We start from the raw sequence: 15,120 nt of genomic DNA on the forward strand, positions 1-15,120 counted from the left end.
TCTTCCCCTCCCCGCCGCTCTGCGGCCGGGACCGGCCCCCAGGCCGCACGCCCGGCCGGCGGGCGGCAGAGGGCCGGAGTACGGCGGCGCGCCGCGCCGCCGCTTGATCCCTATGAGCACAATTCAGCAGAGTTCCGAGTGACCGTGGGCCACTTGGTCAAGCTCCGGTGGTAGAACGCCAGCATGGAGGAGCGGCGGGATCGGTTGCGGGAGTTGGGTGAGCTGCTGCGGCGGCTGCGCAAGGATGCGGGGCTGACGGGTAAGGAGCTGGCGCAACAGGCCGGGTTGGCACAGCCGACGATCTCGCGGATGGAGACGGGGCGGCTGTTGCCGACGCCGGAGACGGTTGAGCGGGTGTCGGGTGCTCTCCAGCTCGATGATGATGCGCGGCGAGAGTTGGACACTCTGCTCGTGCGGCTGCGTGATGAGGTGTCCCGGTTGAAGGGTGGGTTGGCTGGTCGGGAGGCGGCGAACGCTGCACGGGTACGGTCGTCCAAGTGGATGGCCGTCTTCTCCTCGGCGATGATTCCTGCGCTGTTGCAGACGGCGGAGTATGCGCGGCTGGCGGTGTCGATCGGCCGGGATGTGGATGAGGACGATGCGGCCAAGGCTGCGGCTGTACGGGTCGATGCTCAAGCTGTGCTGTTTGAGGAGGGCCGGCGGTTCGCCTTCGTGCTGACTGAGGGTGCGGTGCGTACCTGGCCGGGGTCGCCGTCCTTGATGCTGGCTCAGCTCGACCGGTTAGCCCAGGTGTCGACGATGCCGCATGTCCGGCTCGGCGTCGTTCCCTGGAAGACAGAGGCTCCGGCCTTCCCCCTGCATGGGTTCACCATCTACGACGGCTCTGTGAGCGTGGTGGAGAGTCTGACCGGTGACCTCACGCTGACCGAGGCGGCCGAGATCGGCGCTCATGAAGAGGCGTTCGAGGCGTTCGCGAGCGCGGCCGTGTACGAAGACGACCTGCGGGCGCTGCTGGGTGAGATCGCGGCGGACTTCCGGGACCTGGCGAAGCAGCTCGATGAGTGACGCATTTATGCGTCGTATTCCTTGAGATCCTTCTAGCGTTGGTCATACGCTCACGTCGATGGCATGTCTAGCCCCCTATACGACGGAGCGTGTCCCATGCCCCCATGGCGCCTGTCCCGGCACTTCCTCGGCCGTCCCGCCTCGGTCACCGAAGCCCGGCGCTTCATCACCGCCTCCCTCGGCGCCTGGCCCGTGGTCGAGCCGGCCGAACTCATCGTGAGCGAACTGGCGACCAACGCCGTCCGGCACACCGCCTCGGCCCGGTTCGGCGGCAAGTTCATCGTCAGCCTCCAGGCCGAACCCGATCAGGTCTGGCTCGGCGTCACCGACGAAGGCGGCCCCGAAGTCCCCCGGCTCGTCCGGCCCGCTGACGACGAAGGCGGCCGCGGCCTGCTGCTGGTCGCCTCCCTGGCCGACAACTGGGGCGTGTACGGCGACCAGGCCGGCCGTACCGTCTGGGCGCTACTCAAGGTCGACCCCATCGCCGCCGCCGTACAGGCGACGTGCCGGTCATGAGCTGCGTGAGCCCGCACGTCCCCGATCGCCGGCAGCCCGGGGGCACGAAGCTGGAATGGTTCGAGCCCTCGGACGGAGCGCGGGTACGGGTGCTCGCCTGGACCTGCGAGTGCCTGGCCATGGTTTATGAGCTGTGCCAGGCGGGCGGCCAGGGGTTCATCCGGCGTACCCTCCAGAAAGAGGACGCACCCGAGATCCGCGAGACCCACCGCTGGCCCCTCGCCCAGGCACGTGAGGTCTGGGCGGCCCTGCTGACGGGAATGGTGCGGTGAGCCCGCGTGGTGTCCCCAACCGGCGCTCAGCGATCCGGGCCGTGGACTCAAAGAGCGGCAAACCCGTCAAAATCGTACTGTCAAGAGGGATAGACGGCATTTCGTCTAGGGCCCTAGACTCGGGTGCGCACCATCAAGGAGGAAGCGTGCCACCGAGCGACCTGGACAAAATCGCCGCCATCGACGATCCCTACCTGCTGCTCCGGGTCGCCACCGAACGACTCAACGCCGCCCAGCAAGAAGTCACCGAACTGGCCCGCCTGCGCCGCCGCGTCATCCAAGAACTCCACGCCCAGGGCATGTCGTATGCGCAGATCGCCGAGAAGGCCGGCCTGTCCCGCGGGCGTATCCACCAGATCCGCCACACCGGCCCCGCCCCGGAGGGTGCGTTCCTCGGCGTCGGGTCGGTCACCGTGGTGACCCCGCTGCGGCACGACTCCGCGACCGGCCGTTCCATGGTCACCCTGGACGACATGCGCGCTGGCAAGCGCCTGGAAGACCTCGCCCGGACCTTCGGCCTGACCGTCGCCACCGACAACGTCACCGTGGACGGGCAGATCGACCTCAACCGGCCCGGCCTGCTCGTCATCTGCGGCCCCCGCATGTCGGATGCCATGCGCACCGCGTACGACGCCGACCCGGTCATCCGCTGGGATCGCGACAACACCGGCTGGAAGCTGGTCGACACCCGCACTGGTCGGGAGTACCGCTCCGGCTCCCAGCTCGACCCCGCCCAGCCGACCGACTCGGCCTTCCTCGGCCGCCTGCCCCGCCCGGACGGCAATGGGTCGTTCCTGGCCATCGCCGGTATCCATCCCAACGGCTCCCTCGGCGTCATCCACCTACTGGCCAGCGAGATCGCCACGTTGTGGGGGCAGGTCGGCGACCGTCGCTTCTCCTGCGTGGTCGGCGTCGAATACGACCCTCAAACCGGGGAACCAGTGCGGGCGGAACTGGTAAGCCCGCTCTACCGGCACGAGGACACCTGATGCGCGTTGCCTTCGCCAGCGAACCCGCCTACCCCGACCGGCCCAACGAAGACTTCATCGGCGCAACCGCCGACGCCGTCGTCCTCCTCGACGGCGCCAGCATCCCCCCAGGTGTCACCTCGGCCTGCTCCCACAGCGTGCGCTGGTACTCCCACACCCTCGGCTCCACCCTGCTCTCCGAGATGGCCCAAAGCGCCGGCCCCCTGCCCGAACTCCTCGCCCAGGGCATCAAGCACGTCACCTCACTGCACGACTTCACCTGCGACCTGACCCACGGCGGCTCCCCCTCCGCCACCGTCATCATGCTCCGCCAGGCCGCCGACCACCTCGACTGGCTCGTCCTCGGCGACTCCACCCTCATCCTCAACACCGGCACACCCGACCCGATGGTGATCTGCGACGACCGGCTAGAACAGGTCGCCGCACCCCACCGCACCCGGCTCGACAGCCTGCTCGGCGGCACCGGCGAACACGCCGAAGCCCGCCGCGAGTACGTCGAAACCCTCGGCACCTACCGCAACCGCGACGGCGGCTTCTGGGTCGCCTCCACCGACCCCCTCGCCGCCGACCAAGCCCTCACCGGCACCATCCACACCGACCAGGTACGCGCCGCGGCCCTGCTAACCGACGGGACTGCCGACGCCGTCAGCCGCTATGGCCTAATGACCTGGCGACAGCTCCTCGACACCCTGGCTCAAGACGGCCCGGCCGACCTGATCCGCCGAGTCCGCGAGGCCGAGCGAACCGACCCCCACGGCGAACGCTGGCCGCGAAGCAAGCCCCACGATGACGCGAGCGCCGTCTTCTGCCTCGTCTGACTACTCGACCCACCACCAGCCGTGGCCGAACGATCGGACCGGCCTACCAACGTCTCCCGCCGCCGTCATGAACACCGTCTCGGGATCGGGCGAAGACGGCACGTAGGCGATCCCCGCGCCCGTCTCCGCCCTCCAGTCCTCGTACACCGGGAGATACACCCCGTCTTCCTGCACCTGAACGCTTCCGTCAATCGAGAGAAGACCCATCCACCACGGCACCGGCAGAGGCTCCCCCTGTCGGTAGGCGGTACCGATAGCGTCGAACCGGTCCCGCTGTAGCAGGAAAAGGCTGTCGATAAAGGCGTTCTCCCAGTTCGGGATGGCGAGCGCGGTAGCAACGATTACACCGACGAGCAGGGGCACCGTCGCCCGGAGATACGCCTTACGCGACAGGTAGGCCATCACAGCAAGGAACGTCCACCACGCGGCCCAGGCCAACAACGCCATGATCAGCAGCCAGTACCACAGCGAGAGCGCTCGGCCCAGTGGGAGTCGTAGGTAGCAAGCGACTACAAGCAGAAGCCAACCCAGCAACGCCAAGGTCAGCAGCGCTGGATGCCATCGAGGGCTCTTTCTCGTAGTCACCCGCGCAGTCTCGCCGTACGAAGGAGCGCCGACCAGGTTACTGCAGGTACTTTCACCGGCTTTGCACACATTCTTCATAGACAGGCGACACGCTGCGACACATTCACTCGTCAACCCCCCTAGACAGTCCCTCGTGCGGCTTGCTACTGTCGTCCGCATAGCCCCCTAGACAGTCCTCGTCGCGGACCGCCCGCCACTGTCTAGGGGGGTGGACAAGGAGGTGGTGAACGATGGCACTGCAAGGACCCATTCCGATCAGTTTCGAGCTGCTGTTCCCGCACGGCTGCTACGTCGTGGGCGAGGTGACCGCCGCGAAGGACTTCGACGCCAAGCGGGACACCCAGGCCAAGGACAAGGTGACCGGGCTTCCGGTCTGGCAGGTCCCGGTGATGGACGCCGACCCCTCGCTCAAGGCCGCGCAGAAGACGGTGACCGTGAAGATCCTGGCGGAGGTTCAGCCGGTCGTCCCGCCCGCACTGCCGGGTGTGCCGCTGGCCCCGGCCGAGTTCGAGGGGTTGGAGGTCAAGCCGTACGTGCACCAGGCGACGGGGCGGCTGGCCTACTCGATCTCGGCTCGGGTGATGCGAGCTCCCCGTACGGGGGCCGGCAAGGCCGGTAACGCTGCGAAGGACGCGGCGTGATGGGGCGGCGCACGGTGCGGCCCTCGGCCGTGATCAGCCTCAACACCGGGTGCGGGGCCTCGGCCAAGACCCTGCCGTACCCGGCCCGCACGCCGGTGCTGGCGCTGGACTTCGGTACGACCTCGGTGCTGCTGACCACCTCGGACAGCGACCAGGTCAGTCCGGCCGATGTCGAGTTCGCCCGACAGCTCGCCCGTGAGGCGGCCTCGTTCGCCCGGTCGGTCGAGCGGCGATTTCACGGCCTGGCCAACGGTCGCGGGGTGGCCTGATGGCACACGGTCCCTACACCCACGTGTCGATGTCGATCGACCCCGGCCATCGTCCCCGCATCGGCATCGCGTTCTACGCCTCGATCACCCAGGCGCGGGCTCGGGTGCTGGAGTCCGGTCGGCCGTACCTGGTCCTGGAATCCGACGAGGCGGACGTGACGATCTCGACCACCGGGGCCGGCCCGGTCACCGCCGACGACCTGGACATCGCGCGGGGGATCTTCAATGCCGCCGCGCGGTACCTGGCCGACTGCGAACGCATCCACGCCGAACGCGCCCAGGCCACCGACTCGGCGGCCTAACGCAAGCGGGGCCGCTGGAAGCGGCAACTTCCGGCGGCCCCTCGGTCTCTCCCTGACTGCGAATCAAGAGAAGAGGAGTTCAGCTTATGCTCAAGCGCCTTCCCGGTGGCGAGGTGCGTAACCTCGTGTCCACCACTCCAGACACGGCGGTCGTGTTCAAACCGGCCGTAGTCCAGACCCCGGCGATCCTCACCGTCCTGGTCTTCCTCGGCCGCCTGGTCGCCGGTCTCGTCCGGACCCTCGTCGTCCACCCCATCGCGGTTGCGGTGCTCGCCGTTCCCGGGGTGATCTGGGTCCGGTACGGCTGGCCCGCCGCAGTGGCCGCGATCACCGTTTCCGGCTCGCTGTTGTTCGGGTGGGTGCTGGCCGACCGGGCCTCGTTCGCCCGCTGGATCGGGTGGCGGCTGCTGGCCTTCTGGCGCCGGTTCTGGATCTACCGCCGTCACTGGCAACCGGTGATGATCGTGTCCGGGCTCGGCCGACACCTCCAGGGCCGCGACTACCTGCCCCGCCTGGTCCGGGTCGAGTGCGACGGCTGGGCCGACCGCGTCACCGTGCGCATGCTGTCCGGGCAGGCCGTCAAGGACTGGGCCGACCGCACCGACCACCTCGCCCACGGCTTCGGCTCACCCTCCTGCCGGGTCGCGGTCGTGCGGGCCGGGCGGCTCGTGCTCACCTTCCCCCGCCGCGACCCGCTCGCCGAACCCCTGCCCGCCGTCCCAGTCCCCAATTCGGCGACGGTCGGGCCAGTGGAGATCGGCCGGTGCGAGGACGGCACGCCCTACCGGCTCAACGTCCACGGCACCCACGTCCTCATCGCCGGGGCGACCGGGGCCGGCAAAGGCTCGTGGCTGTGGTCAACCATCCGCGGCCTGCTCCCCGCCATGCGGGCCGGGTTGGTACAGGTGTGGGCGCTCGATCCCAAGCGGATGGAACTGTCCTTCGGGCGGGAGCTGTTCGGCGCAAGGTATGCCGCCGACCCGAAGGAGTGCGCCGACCTCCTCGACGAGGCCGTGAGCGTGATGCAGGAGCGGGCCGACCGGTTCGCCGGCCTCCGCCGCTCCCACACGCCAACCGTCGATGACCCGTTCGTCCTGGTGCTCGTGGATGAGGTGGCGTTCCTGACCGCCTACCAGTCCGACAAGGGCCTTCGCCAACGGATCACAGCGGCTCTGGCGACCCTGACGACGCAGGGTCGGGCGGTCGGTGTCGGGGTCATGGCCGCGCTTCAGGACCCGCGCAAGGAGGTCATGAACATCCGCAACCTGTTCCCCGACAAGATCGCCCTCCGTCTGGACGAGTCCGAGCAGGTGGACATGGTCCTCGGTGATGGCGCACGCGACCGGGGCGCACTCGCCGATCACATCTCACCGGTCCCGGAGCTGGGCGCGGGCATCGGCTACGTGCGCCTGGAGACCTCGCCTGATCCGGTGCGGGTCCGGGCGGCCTACGTCTCCGACGCCGACATTCGGCAGATGGTCGCCGAGTACGGCGCGCGAAGCGAGGCCGCATGAACGGCCTGGCGCACTTCCTAGACGGGCTGCGCTGCTCCATCTGCGGCGCACTCAACGTCCTATGGCTCGACCCCATCCGCGGCCTGGTCGAGTGCCACGAATGCGGCCAGACCGCCCTCACCATCCCCGAGACCACAGAGGAGGACAGTTGATCGACCTCACCGACGCCCACCAGACCGGGGGAGACCAGCCGACCTCCCCCGCTCGGCCCAACGACCGCTCCACTCCCCGCGCCGTCCGCATGGCTCAACCGCTGGCGCGGGATGTCGTGGAAGAGATCGCCAAGCAGTACGGCGTGTGCATCCGGCCGGTCCCGCTGCGGCGGCAGGACATCCTCACCGGACAGGTTGAGGTCATCGACGTGCCGTGTGGGGCCACGTTGGAAAGCAAGTGCCCGCCGTGCGCCAAGCGCAACCGGCAACTCCGGCGGGCGCAGTGCCGGGAGGGCTGGCACCTCGACCACGAACCCGTGAACCTGCCCGACAACGCCGACGAGTATCAGCGCCACCTCGTAGAGCTGCGGGCCGACGCCCAGACGTGGCGGGATGAGGTGGAAAAGGCCGACGGCGACACCACCGACCTGGACGCCGCCATCGTCGAGCTGGACGAGGAGATCAACCGGGCCGGAATGCGCGGCAACGTCCTCGGCCGCACCTCCGGCAAGCGGTCCCGCTCGACAAAGCGGCGGCAGGACGCCCCGGACCTGCCCAAGCGGCAGATGACCAAGACCACGCTCGGGCGGACCTTCACCGGCTCGGACGGCAAGACCTACCGGCCCTCCATGTTCGTCACCCTCACCCTCCCCTCCTACGGGCGGGTGCTGGAGGGCGCGCCGCTCGACCCGGACCGGTACGACTACGCGCGGGCGGCCCGCGATGCGCTGCACTTCTCCAAGCTCGTCGATCGCTTCGTGCAGAACCTTCGCCGGGTCGCCGGATACGACGTGCAGTACTTCGCCACCGTCGAACCTCAAAAGCGGCTCGCTCCGCACCTGCACATGGCGATCCGCGGCACCCTGCCTCGTGCGGAGCTGCGGCAGATCATCGCGGCCACGTATCACCAGGTGTGGTGGCCCTCGACCGATGAAGTCCGGTTCGAGGGGGACCACCTGCCGGTCTGGGAGGACGGGGCCGGCTACCTCGACCCGACCACCGGGGAAGTCCTGCCGACCTGGGAACAGGCCCTCGACCGGCTCGACCAGGACGAGGAGGCCGAACCCCTGCACGTGCTCCGCTTCGGCGACCAGCTCGACATACAGAGCGTGCTCGCAGGAACGCCGGACGCCGACCAGCTCATTCAGTACCTGTCGAAGTATCTGACCAAGTCCCTCGGCGACGCGCTTGGGACCGATGACCCACGCCGCAAGGCACACGCCGAACGGCTCCTCGGTGCGCTTCGCTTTGAGCCGTGCTCGCCGACGTGCCCGAACTGGCTGCGGTACGGGGTGCAGCCCAAGGGCGCCAAGCCCGGTATGGCTCCGGGCCGGTGCAGGGGTAAGGCGCACAAGCCCGATCACCTCGGCTACGCGGGGCGGCGCGTGCTCGTCTCGCGGAAGTGGTCGAACAAGACCCTGACCGAGCACAAGCAGGACCGCCGCACCTGGGTCCTGGAAGCCCTCGGCGTCGAAGACGAGCCGGTCGACCCCCACCGCTACATCTGGCGACCGGTCAAGCCCGGTGACCCCGAACTGGCCCCTATCGGCGTCCGGCTCCTCCGTTCGGTCCATGAACGCCAGCGCTGGCGCAACCATCTCGATCGGCTCCAGGCCGAGGCAGATGGCCAAGATCTTTCGGCAACTGAAGGGAGGGCGGCATGACGAAACCGATTTCGCCGACCACGCCACTCCCGCCAGAGGCGCAAGGCCGACTCCTCCGTGTCGAAGAGGCGGCCGAACGGCTGAATACCTCCGTTCGCTTTCCTCGTAGGCTGATCGCCGAACGCCGTATCTTCTTCGTCCGCGTCGGCCGGGGCGTTCGCATTCCCGAAGCCGCACTCGAAGCGTTCATCGCGGCCGGGCTCGTCGAGCCGGTCAAGGCGCCGAAAGGGCGGGCGGCCTGATGGCGAACCGAGATGGTCACCGGCGTTTCGGCAATATCCGCAAGCTTCCCTCGGGCCGCTTTCAGATTCGCTATCCCGGCCCCGATGGGCTCATCCACACAGGCTCGACGACCTACGCCACGAAGACGGACGCGGACCGTGCGCTCACGCTGCTCGAAGCGCAGATGATCTCTGGAGAGTGGACGGACCCCGATCGCGGCAAAGTCCTGCTCGGCGACTACGCGCGGACCTGGATCAAAGAGCGGCCGGGCCTGCGGCCCAAGACGGTCGAGCTCTACACCTGGCTCCTTGACCGGCACATCGCTCCCGGCCTCGGCGAAGTGCCGGTCGGCAAACTCACCACAGCGCTTGTCCGCTCCTGGCGAGCCTCCCTCATAGATAAAGGCGTCTCGGTGTCCACGGCCGCCAAGGCGTACCGGCTGCTGCGGGCCGTTCTCATGACGGCCGTCGAAGAGGACAAGCTGATCAGCCAGAACCCGTGCCGGATCAAGGGCGCCGACAACGAGCAGACGCCGGAGCGGCCCATTCTCACCGTCGCCCAGGTCTTCGAGCTGGCAGACCGGATGGCGGACCGGCGATTCCGGGCGCTAATCCTGCTGACCACCTTCGCGAGTCTGCGATGGGGCGAGGTGATCGCGCTGCGTCGCTCGGACATCGACATCGAAGCGCGCACGGTCCGCGTGCGGGAACAGCTCATCGAGCTGGATGGAGGAGACATGGTGCTCGCGCCGCCCAAGTCACGGGCCGGCAAGCGGACGGTCAGCATCCCCTCGGTGATCGTCCCGGCCCTCGTCGACCACCTCGACCAGTTCACCGGTACGGGCGACGACGCATTCGTCTTTCTCGGCAAACGCGGTGCGTTCCTCCGCGGTGGCAACTTCCGGCGTGAGGCCAAGTGGGCGGAAGCGCTCAAGGAGATGGGCGTCAAGGGGCTGCACTTCCACGACCTGCGGCACACCGGCAACACGCTCGCCGCGCAGTCGGGCGCGAGCCTCGCCGACCTCAAGGCGCGGATGGGCCACGACAGCGACCGGGCCGCGCTCATCTACCAGCACGCCACGCGTGACGCCGACCGGAAGATCGCCGACGCGCTGAGCGCGCGAGTCGAGGCGGAGCGCGATGCCGGCAAGAGCTAATGGCACGTTAATGGCACGAACGCCGCTTCCCATGATCGGAGAAGCGGCGTTTTGGCTGGTGGAGCCTAGGGGATTCGAACCCCTGACTTCCTGCTTGCAAAGCAGGCGCTCTGCCAGCTGAGCTAAGGCCCCGTGGCGGTGCGAACCGCGTAAACGCGCAGATCCACAGGCCGCCGGTGCGTACACCGTAGCAATAGCCCGCACCCGAGCGCCACTTGATACCACCCCGTGCCATCTCGGCGCCGGAGAAAATCCTTCTGGAGCGAGCCGGCGATCAGGGGGCCGAGGTGGCCACCGGCGACGCGCCGACCTCGCTGCCGAGGACGAGCCCGGGGAAGTCGGCGATGGAGTCGATGATGTGGGTGGCGCCGCCGCCGAGGAGACGCTCCTTGCTGTGCACGCCGGTGAGCACTCCGGCGACGACCGAGGCGCCCGCACGCCGGCCGCACAGCATGTCGCTCTCGGAGTCGCCCGCCACGGCCACCTGCCGTACGTCGTCGACGCCGGAGCGCAGGACGGCGGTGAGCACCATGTCCGGGTACGGACGGCCCCGTCCAGCGGCGTCCTCGGGGCACAGCGCGAGGTCCAGCATGTCGACCCAGGCGAGGGTGCTCAGCACCCGCCCCAGGGTCGCGCGGCTGAATCCGGTGATCAGGGCGACCTTCAGGCCGGCGTCACGCAGCTTCGCGACGGCCTCGACCGCCCCCGGCAGCGGCACGAGACCGGTCCTCTCGATGGCTCCTTCGTAGGAACGCTCGAAGGTCAGGTTCGCGGCCTGCGCCTGGGCTTCGTTGCCGGGGAAGATGCCCCGGAAGACTTCGATCTTGGGACATCCCCGGGACCTGTGCACATGCACCATGGCACGGGCATAGGCGCTGGTCCCGGGGACGATGCCCTGCGTGGCGATCGCCTCGGCGAACGCCCGTTCCACCATGTCGATGTCACCGATCGTGGTCCCGGCCAAGTCAAGACAGGCCAGCTTCACGGGGGTCATTCCCGCACCTCTGCCACGATCAAGCACCATCCCTGGTGGTCAGTTCTCGCTGCCGGTGGCCTCAGTCCACAGATCGAGCTCCGCACGGTCGGCCTGCACCTTGCGCCAGACCAGGAGCCCGCCGACGGCGACCAGAGCGAGAACAAGCAGCTTCTTCACGGTGTGACCCCACTTCTCGACGGTCTCACCTGCCGGGTGAGACAACGCCCGGTTCTACGGTTCCCTGCAGCCTAGCAAGGTCTCGGCGTCCGACCCGGATTGCCCGAAATTTCGGTGAACCAAATTCGTAATTACGGCTCGCCCGTCCGATCTGGCGTCCGACCCTGACGACAGAGTGATGTGATCAGAAGTGCCCAGCTCGCAGCGGCGTTAACCCTGAGAAAGGAGGGCACGGGGAGAAGAGGGGGAGCCTGGTTTCGGTCAGGCGGTCCGTGCTCCGCTCTCAGCGGAAGCCGAACGTCGGTCAGGGAAGCGCCACGCTGAGACGGATCGTCGTACCATCCGCCCCCGTACGCACGACGCGATCGGCCAGGCGGTTCATGAGCCACAGCCCGCGTCCCCCGAAGTCGAACCGCGTCGCCGGCTCCTCCCGCTCCAGCACCTCGTCGGGGATGCCGGGGCCCTTGTCGGTGATCTCGCACACCAGCATCCCCGTCTCACGCCACATGGCGATCCCCCTGGGGGGCGAGCCGTACCGGACGGCGTTGGTGACCGCCTCGTGCACCGCGAGCACGTAGTCCTCCAGGGTCACGCCTTCGAGCCCGGCCTCCTGGGCCGAAACCATGACGAGGTGCCGCACCCTGGTGACCGAACTTCGGTCGAACTCCAGGCTGAGCAGGCTGCCCGCCAAGGTTCTCACCGCCCTCCTGCTTGCCCCACAGTGTGGTAGTACTCCATTTACCGCCCACGCGCACCTGACACGTATTTTCGGGTACGGCTTGCGCCGCCGCCTCCTGCGGGCGTGCGACAGCGGAGGTCACCCACGGGACGCTAGCGCATGGTCACAACTCCGTCATGAGCTGTCGCAGCATCCGCGCGGTCTCCGAGGCCGGCCTGGCCTGGATGCACAGGCGTTCCATGACCGCGAGGTAGCGGTCGATGTCCTCTCGTTTCTCCAGGTAGATGGCACTGGTGAGCTGTTCGAGGTAGACGACGTCGGGCAGGCCGACCCCCGCGAAGCGCAGAATGCTGAACGGTCCTCCCGCGGCCGCGTGCCCGCCCGCGCTGAACGGGATGACTTGGAGCGTTACACGCGGCAGCGAGATCATCTCGAGCAGATGCTCGATCTGGCCCCGCATCACCTCCGCTCCTCCCACGGGACGGCGCAGCACGGCCTCGTCGATCACCGCCCACAGCAGGGGCGGATCCGGCCGGACCAGCACCTCCTGCCGGTCCATCCGCAGCCGGACGCGGCGCTCGACCTCCTCGTCAGAGGCGTCCGGGTGGCCGAGCCGCACCACGGCCTCCGCGTATCCCGGGGACTGCAGCAGACCCGGCACGAACTGCACCTCGTAGCAGCGGATCGTGCTCGCGGCCTGCTCCAGGCCGACGTACGCCTCGAACCAGGAGGGCAGCACGTCGTCGTACTTGTGCCACCAGCCGGGGGCGTTGGCCTGGGCGACCAGCGAGAGCAGCGCCTCCCGCTCGCTCTCGTCGGTGACGCCGTACAGGGTGAGGAGGTCGGCGACGTCGCGGCGGCGGAACCCGACCCGCCCGAGTTCCATCCGGCTGATCTTCGAGTGGGAGGCGCGGATGGCGTTGCCGGCCTCTTCCAGGCGGATGTGCCTGCTCTCGCGGAGCCGTCGCAGTTGCGTGCCGAGCAGGATGCGCAGGACGGTCGGGCTGCGGCGTGATCGTGACGCCAGGTCGAGCGGGTGAGGCACACCCTCCGCAGGGGCCGCAGTCATATGGGGTCCTTTGAGGTGCACCGGTGTTTACGCCACGTTCACGATACTCGTCACATCGGTCCGCGCAAGTGGCGAGATCATTTCTCCACTCAGCCAAGGAGGTCGTCGAATTCGCCCTCCTTGACGGAGCGGATGAATGCCGCCATGTCCTGCGGGGGCACGATAAGCGCCGGACCGGACGGGTGCCGGGAGTTGCGCAGGGCCACCCGGCCGTCGGGCAGCGCGGCGATCTCGACGCAGTTGCCACTCGGATTGCTGTGCCGGCTCTTGCGCCAGGCCTGCTGCCCCAGGTGAGATGAGGGCATTCCGTTGTAGATCACGGGCATGGGGCGCCTCGTTTCGCAATCCGACCGAACCACAACTTTCGTGCGTTTGCACGTGCATCTGTACTTGCACACGCGCATCAATGGGAGCAGTATGACTTACTGAGTCATCCCGCCACATGGTCGACATCAACCTCATAAGGCTCTCAATGACTGGTTATCGGACAGACCGTGCTTCCCTTGCAGAAGCCGATAGCGTTGCCCGGGATCCCTGGCTTGGCACGCTTGAGCAGGTCTTTCCCGATGACAAGCGCTGGCCCTGGACCGGTGGCGAGGAGCCGTGCGGCGTCCCCCAGGTCGCGGTGCACGAGTTCCACCGGGAGAGCCTCGCGGCGCGCACCGCGCGGCACTTCACGACCAGCGTGTTGCAGACCTGGGCCATGGAGGACGTCGCCGACGACGCCGCGCTCGCGGTCTGCGAACTGGTCACCAACGCGCTACGGCACGGCCTGCGGCATCAGGCCATCCACCCCTTGCCGGTGCGCCTGCTGATGTTCCGATCGTCGCGTGCGCTGCTGTGCATGGTCACCGACCCCAGCAACGACGCGCCGGTGCTGCGTGAGCCCGACTACGTGGCCGAGAGCGGGCGCGGCCTGCAGGTCGTCGCCGGGGTCAGCCGCATGTGGGGCTGGGCGCGGCTACGCCCTGTGGGCAAGGCCGTGTGGGCCGGTTTCACCGCCGAAGTCGCCGGCTATCGCTGATCAAGCCGCAGGCGCACCCCGGACTCGGATCGGATAACACGTACTGATCCTCACTTAGGCCCATCTTGCACCGGTACTATCGGTCATCAGGGCTGAACGGAGGATCATGCCGGGTATCTCCCCGGTCGAGCCTGTGGGTTTCGACCCGTCCGTCCCGAACGAGGCCCGGGTCTACGACTACTGGCTCGGCGGGAAGGACAATTTCGCCGCGGACCGCGAGGCCGCCGAGGCGGCGCTGCTGATCGCGCCCGAGTTGCCCCTGATGTGCCGCGAAGGACGCAAGTTCCTCCGCAGGACCGTACGGTTCCTGGCCGGCGCCGGAATCCGCCAGTTCGTCGACATCGGCTGCGGCCTGCCGACTCAGGGCAACGTGCACGAGATCGCACGCGGGTGCGCCCCCGACGCCCGCGTGGTCTACGTCGACAAAGATCCGGTCGTGGTCAACCACGGGCAGGCGCTGGTGGAGGAGGACGAGCGCGTAGTGGTGATCCGCGGCGACGTACGCGACCCCGACTCGATCCTCACGCATCCGCGGCTGCGGGCGCTGGTGAACCTCGACGAGCCCGTGGGCGTGCTGCTCGTCTCGGTCCTGGCGGCGATCAACGACGACGACCTGACGAGGGCCATCACCGCCCGCCTGCGTGAGGCGATCGCACCCGGCAGCTACATGGTCATCAGCCACGCGATCTCCGACCTGCGCCCGGAGGTGACCGGCAAGCTGGCCCTGCTGTTCGCAAGCGAATGGGCAGTCAAGGACGACGGCCGCCTGCGGCTGCCCACCCAGGACGAGATCCTGCCGTTGTTCGGCGATCTGGAGATGGTGGAGCCCGGCTTGGTCCAGGTGCCCGAATGGCGGCCGGAGCCGGACGAGCTGCGGCCGCCGAAGGACACGGTCTGGGCGGTCGGCGGCGTGGGCCGCAAGCGATGATCGTCGACTTTCGTTGAATATTAACTGGCCAACCATTGACAGATGCGCTGTCGGACGGCAACGCTCAGTGAGTATTTCCGCCTTCAGCGAGGAGGTGGGACCGTGATGACAATCACCGTGTCCTGCTCCGCAATACCGCGC

At 68.2% G+C, this 15,120-nt stretch carries 21 protein-coding genes and 1 tRNA gene; 15 read left to right on the plus strand and 7 right to left on the minus strand.

Annotated features, from left to right (window positions below):
* Positions 1–183: 183 nt before the first annotated feature.
* The 5 genes from AB0J39_RS14480 (at position 184) to AB0J39_RS14500 (ending at position 3,621) form a co-directional block, all read left to right on the plus strand.
* Positions 184–1,026, plus strand: a complete 843-nt coding sequence (locus AB0J39_RS14480) for a Scr1 family TA system antitoxin-like transcriptional regulator (RefSeq protein ID WP_363464282.1) — start codon at positions 184–186, stop codon at positions 1,024–1,026.
* A 96-nt stretch (positions 1,027–1,122) separates the two neighbouring features.
* A complete protein-coding gene (locus AB0J39_RS14485; protein WP_363464283.1) occupies positions 1,123–1,542 on the plus strand; it encodes an ATP-binding protein in 420 nt (139 codons plus the stop codon).
* A complete protein-coding gene (locus AB0J39_RS14490; protein ID WP_363464284.1) occupies positions 1,539–1,814 on the plus strand; it encodes a hypothetical protein in 276 nt (91 codons plus the stop codon). The genes AB0J39_RS14485 and AB0J39_RS14490 overlap by 4 nt, the downstream gene beginning before the upstream one ends.
* A 146-nt stretch (positions 1,815–1,960) precedes the next feature.
* Complete coding sequence (locus AB0J39_RS14495) at positions 1,961–2,803, plus strand: sigma factor-like helix-turn-helix DNA-binding protein (protein WP_363464285.1); 843 nt, start codon at positions 1,961–1,963, stop codon at positions 2,801–2,803.
* The gene (locus AB0J39_RS14500; RefSeq protein ID WP_363464287.1) at positions 2,803–3,621 is read left to right on the plus strand and encodes an integrase; all 819 of its coding nucleotides are present in this window, start codon (positions 2,803–2,805) and stop codon (positions 3,619–3,621) included. Before AB0J39_RS14495 ends, AB0J39_RS14500 begins: the two co-directional genes overlap by 1 nt.
* On the opposite strand, the gene AB0J39_RS14505 is transcribed toward AB0J39_RS14500, so the two are convergent.
* The gene (locus AB0J39_RS14505; protein WP_363464288.1) at positions 3,622–4,206 is read right to left on the minus strand and encodes a hypothetical protein; all 585 of its coding nucleotides are present in this window, start codon (positions 4,204–4,206) and stop codon (positions 3,622–3,624) included.
* Positions 4,207–4,436: 230 nt separating this feature from the next.
* Here AB0J39_RS14505 and AB0J39_RS14510 point away from each other — a divergent pair, with 230 nt between their 5' ends.
* The 8 genes from AB0J39_RS14510 to AB0J39_RS14545 all read left to right on the plus strand — a co-directional run bounded on the left by AB0J39_RS14510 (position 4,437) and on the right by AB0J39_RS14545 (position 10,126).
* Positions 4,437–4,847, plus strand: a complete 411-nt coding sequence (locus AB0J39_RS14510; protein ID WP_363464290.1) for a plasmid replication, integration and excision activator — start codon at positions 4,437–4,439, stop codon at positions 4,845–4,847.
* Positions 4,847–5,116, plus strand: coding sequence for a hypothetical protein (locus AB0J39_RS14515; protein ID WP_363464291.1), 270 nt, complete (start codon positions 4,847–4,849; stop codon positions 5,114–5,116). Before AB0J39_RS14510 ends, AB0J39_RS14515 begins: the two co-directional genes overlap by 1 nt.
* Positions 5,116–5,418 carry a hypothetical protein gene (locus tag AB0J39_RS14520; protein ID WP_363464292.1) on the plus strand — a complete coding sequence of 101 codons (303 nt, stop codon included), beginning with the start codon at positions 5,116–5,118 and terminating at the stop codon, positions 5,416–5,418. The genes AB0J39_RS14515 and AB0J39_RS14520 overlap by 1 nt, the downstream gene beginning before the upstream one ends.
* An 86-nt stretch (positions 5,419–5,504) precedes the next feature.
* Positions 5,505–6,932 carry an FtsK/SpoIIIE domain-containing protein gene (locus tag AB0J39_RS14525; protein WP_363464294.1) on the plus strand — a complete coding sequence of 476 codons (1,428 nt, stop codon included), beginning with the start codon at positions 5,505–5,507 and terminating at the stop codon, positions 6,930–6,932.
* Complete coding sequence (locus tag AB0J39_RS14530) at positions 6,929–7,084, plus strand: hypothetical protein (RefSeq protein ID WP_185949807.1); 156 nt, start codon at positions 6,929–6,931, stop codon at positions 7,082–7,084. The genes AB0J39_RS14525 and AB0J39_RS14530 overlap by 4 nt, the downstream gene beginning before the upstream one ends.
* Positions 7,085–7,173: 89 nt before the next feature.
* Entirely contained in the window at positions 7,174–8,748 is a 1,575-nt protein-coding gene (locus tag AB0J39_RS14535; RefSeq protein ID WP_363464365.1) for a replication initiator, read from the plus strand.
* Complete coding sequence (locus AB0J39_RS14540; protein ID WP_363464295.1) at positions 8,745–8,990, plus strand: helix-turn-helix domain-containing protein; 246 nt, start codon at positions 8,745–8,747, stop codon at positions 8,988–8,990. The genes AB0J39_RS14535 and AB0J39_RS14540 overlap by 4 nt, the downstream gene beginning before the upstream one ends.
* A 164-nt stretch (positions 8,991–9,154) precedes the next feature.
* A complete protein-coding gene (locus tag AB0J39_RS14545) occupies positions 9,155–10,126 on the plus strand; it encodes a tyrosine-type recombinase/integrase (RefSeq protein ID WP_363464297.1) in 972 nt (323 codons plus the stop codon).
* A gap of 56 nt (positions 10,127–10,182) precedes the next feature.
* On the opposite strand, the gene AB0J39_RS14550 is transcribed toward AB0J39_RS14545, so the two are convergent.
* The 6 genes from AB0J39_RS14550 to AB0J39_RS14575 all read right to left on the minus strand — a co-directional run bounded on the left by AB0J39_RS14550 (position 10,183) and on the right by AB0J39_RS14575 (position 13,353).
* Positions 10,183–10,258: transfer RNA gene (locus AB0J39_RS14550), tRNA-Ala, on the minus strand.
* A 142-nt stretch (positions 10,259–10,400) separates the two neighbouring features.
* Positions 10,401–11,120: an HAD family hydrolase gene (locus AB0J39_RS14555; protein ID WP_363464298.1), complete on the minus strand. Its 720-nt coding sequence runs from the start codon at positions 11,118–11,120 to the stop codon at positions 10,401–10,403.
* A gap of 39 nt (positions 11,121–11,159) precedes the next feature.
* Complete coding sequence (locus AB0J39_RS14560; RefSeq protein WP_208802288.1) at positions 11,160–11,279, minus strand: DLW-39 family protein; 120 nt, start codon at positions 11,277–11,279, stop codon at positions 11,160–11,162.
* Positions 11,280–11,583: 304 nt separating this feature from the next.
* Positions 11,584–11,979, minus strand: a complete 396-nt coding sequence (locus AB0J39_RS14565; protein ID WP_363464299.1) for an ATP-binding protein — start codon at positions 11,977–11,979, stop codon at positions 11,584–11,586.
* Between the two features lie 142 nt (positions 11,980–12,121).
* Positions 12,122–13,027, minus strand: coding sequence for a helix-turn-helix transcriptional regulator (locus AB0J39_RS14570; protein ID WP_363464301.1), 906 nt, complete (start codon positions 13,025–13,027; stop codon positions 12,122–12,124).
* An 89-nt stretch (positions 13,028–13,116) separates the two neighbouring features.
* The gene (locus AB0J39_RS14575; RefSeq protein WP_363464303.1) at positions 13,117–13,353 is read right to left on the minus strand and encodes a DUF397 domain-containing protein; all 237 of its coding nucleotides are present in this window, start codon (positions 13,351–13,353) and stop codon (positions 13,117–13,119) included.
* A gap of 116 nt (positions 13,354–13,469) precedes the next feature.
* Between AB0J39_RS14575 and AB0J39_RS14580 the strand changes: the two genes are divergently transcribed.
* The gene (locus AB0J39_RS14580; RefSeq protein ID WP_363464305.1) at positions 13,470–14,051 is read left to right on the plus strand and encodes an ATP-binding protein; all 582 of its coding nucleotides are present in this window, start codon (positions 13,470–13,472) and stop codon (positions 14,049–14,051) included.
* A gap of 106 nt (positions 14,052–14,157) precedes the next feature.
* Positions 14,158–14,979: an SAM-dependent methyltransferase gene (locus AB0J39_RS14585; protein WP_363464307.1), complete on the plus strand. Its 822-nt coding sequence runs from the start codon at positions 14,158–14,160 to the stop codon at positions 14,977–14,979.
* Positions 14,980–15,120: the final 141 nt, after the last annotated feature.

This window comes from Microbispora sp. NPDC049633 (assembly GCF_040675265.1).
Classification (GTDB): Bacteria; Actinomycetota; Actinomycetes; order Streptosporangiales; family Streptosporangiaceae; genus Microbispora; species Microbispora maris.

Bases quoted from the DNA above. Each gene is read 5' to 3' on its own strand.
- AB0J39_RS14525 (WP_363464294.1), top strand. From the start codon at position 5,505: ATGCTCAAGCGCCTTCCCGGTGGCGAGGTGCGTAACCTCGTGTCCACC.
- AB0J39_RS14510 (WP_363464290.1), top strand. From the start codon at position 4,437: ATGGCACTGCAAGGACCCATTCCGATCAGTTTCGAGCTGCTGTTCCCG.
- AB0J39_RS14580 (WP_363464305.1), top strand. From the start codon at position 13,470: ATGGTCGACATCAACCTCATAAGGCTCTCAATGACTGGTTATCGGACA.
- AB0J39_RS14485 (WP_363464283.1), top strand. From the start codon at position 1,123: ATGCCCCCATGGCGCCTGTCCCGGCACTTCCTCGGCCGTCCCGCCTCG.
- AB0J39_RS14535 (WP_363464365.1), top strand. From the start codon at position 7,174: ATGGCTCAACCGCTGGCGCGGGATGTCGTGGAAGAGATCGCCAAGCAG.
- AB0J39_RS14515 (WP_363464291.1), top strand. From the start codon at position 4,847: ATGGGGCGGCGCACGGTGCGGCCCTCGGCCGTGATCAGCCTCAACACC.
- AB0J39_RS14555 (WP_363464298.1), bottom strand. From the start codon at position 11,120: ATGACCCCCGTGAAGCTGGCCTGTCTTGACTTGGCCGGGACCACGATC.
- AB0J39_RS14570 (WP_363464301.1), bottom strand. From the start codon at position 13,027: ATGACTGCGGCCCCTGCGGAGGGTGTGCCTCACCCGCTCGACCTGGCG.
- AB0J39_RS14540 (WP_363464295.1), top strand. From the start codon at position 8,745: ATGACGAAACCGATTTCGCCGACCACGCCACTCCCGCCAGAGGCGCAA.
- AB0J39_RS14545 (WP_363464297.1), top strand. From the start codon at position 9,155: ATGATCTCTGGAGAGTGGACGGACCCCGATCGCGGCAAAGTCCTGCTC.
- AB0J39_RS14585 (WP_363464307.1), top strand. From the start codon at position 14,158: ATGCCGGGTATCTCCCCGGTCGAGCCTGTGGGTTTCGACCCGTCCGTC.
- AB0J39_RS14480 (WP_363464282.1), top strand. From the start codon at position 184: ATGGAGGAGCGGCGGGATCGGTTGCGGGAGTTGGGTGAGCTGCTGCGG.
- AB0J39_RS14500 (WP_363464287.1), top strand. From the start codon at position 2,803: ATGCGCGTTGCCTTCGCCAGCGAACCCGCCTACCCCGACCGGCCCAAC.
- AB0J39_RS14575 (WP_363464303.1), bottom strand. From the start codon at position 13,353: ATGCCCGTGATCTACAACGGAATGCCCTCATCTCACCTGGGGCAGCAG.
- AB0J39_RS14530 (WP_185949807.1), top strand. From the start codon at position 6,929: ATGAACGGCCTGGCGCACTTCCTAGACGGGCTGCGCTGCTCCATCTGC.
- AB0J39_RS14490 (WP_363464284.1), top strand. From the start codon at position 1,539: ATGAGCTGCGTGAGCCCGCACGTCCCCGATCGCCGGCAGCCCGGGGGC.
- AB0J39_RS14520 (WP_363464292.1), top strand. From the start codon at position 5,116: ATGGCACACGGTCCCTACACCCACGTGTCGATGTCGATCGACCCCGGC.